This window comes from Peribacillus sp. P4_C12 (assembly GCF_056402095.1).
The window spans coordinates 1-1,381 of sequence record NZ_JBFUIB010000778.1; the positions used below are offsets into that span (position 1 = coordinate 1).

Here is a 1,381-nt window from a genome sequence, read left to right on the forward strand (position 1 = left end):
CAATCGATCCATCAGAACAACAAACTGCATAACCAGTTAAAATAACGACATAGTACATTTACGTCCTTCAAAAAATTAGAATATGGTGGGCTTATTTTAGTATGGCCTTTCACGAATATGTTTTCATACAAAAAARAGMTGCYRAAGCAACTCCCTTWTTGAAGTAAAGCACCYGTTAGTTGAAGAAAAAAGATATAGTTAAAATAGACAATGTGTCAAAAGGGAGGTAAGGAAATTGTTAAATCAAGATTTAGAGAAGATTTGAAGCACTCAAAACTAATGAGATTGAAATAAATTTTGAGGGCGTAGAAGAGGAAACGATCTCCGTTTCTTTTCATCTGTTTTCAACTAGGATATAGAGAAGATGAGGAAGGTAACTCCTTTGTAGGCAGTGGCGAATGCGATTGGAAAGAAAGTTGGTTTGTTATAGGTTACGATGAAGATTTAGAAGACCAAATATTTGTGGATATACATAATAAAAATTATCCTGTTCTGACTGCTGAACACGGCATGGGCGAATGGAAACCATCTGTATTATATGATTCCTTAGAAGAATTCTTAAAGGATATTAAATAAAGAGGGTAATAACTCTCTTTATTTAATAATCATCCGTTCGCCCTTAAAAAGTTGTCGTAGCAACTCTTGTTCTAAAACTAAAGCACCTGTTAGTTCAAGAACAACTATTAAAGTTTAACCTTCTCAAAATGTTCAACTGTTGGAAATGGGTCATAAAAATTATGTAATTTCTTTTTCCATTCTTGATACTCGTTGGATTGTCTAAATCCAACTGTATGGTCTTCTAATGTTTCCCACTGCACCAGTAGTAAATATTTCCCCTCAACTTCCATACAACGCTGTAATTCGTGAGATATGTACCCTTTCATTGAAGAAATAATTTCTGATGCCCCACGAAATGCTTCTTCATATTCTGCTTCCATACCTTCCTTAACTTGTAGCATAACAGCTTCCAATATCATTTAATTTCCCCCTTTTCAAAAGTATAACATTACTCTTTTTAAATGACTTTTTGTTGAACAAACCTGCCCCTTTAGCTCCAAAAGAAAAAGAGCTGCTAAAGCAACTCCCTTATTTTAAGTGGGTTGATGTGGGATACATCAATCGAATCCTTCTTTTTTAGATGCGAGCATTCTTTAAAACTGTTACGAATTTATATGTTACTCCATTTAAGTTTCCTACACGGTATGCGAACTACTTATATTTATACGAGTCTTTTCCGTCTATGCTTGAATTAAAGTGTGACAATGATCGGACCATTTTTAGTAAGGATAATCGTATGTTCCAATTGTGCTACATAGCTTTTTTCTGTAGCATAGGTCCAACCGTCTTCTTTTTGGAATACTTCTTCTTCAAAGGTTGAGAT

At 34.3% G+C, this 1,381-nt stretch carries 1 protein-coding gene and 1 pseudogene; both read right to left on the reverse strand.

Annotated features, from left to right (window positions below; genetic code table 11):
• Positions 1-683 precede the first annotated feature (683 nt).
• On the reverse strand, positions 684-977 hold the full coding sequence (locus AC1DUW_RS28890) for an antibiotic biosynthesis monooxygenase family protein (protein WP_053346254.1): 294 nt from the start codon (positions 975-977) through the stop codon (positions 684-686).
• Positions 978-1,249: 272 nt separating this feature from the next.
• Positions 1,250-1,381: pseudogene (locus tag AC1DUW_RS28895) on the reverse strand (type I methionyl aminopeptidase); the annotation flags it as partial.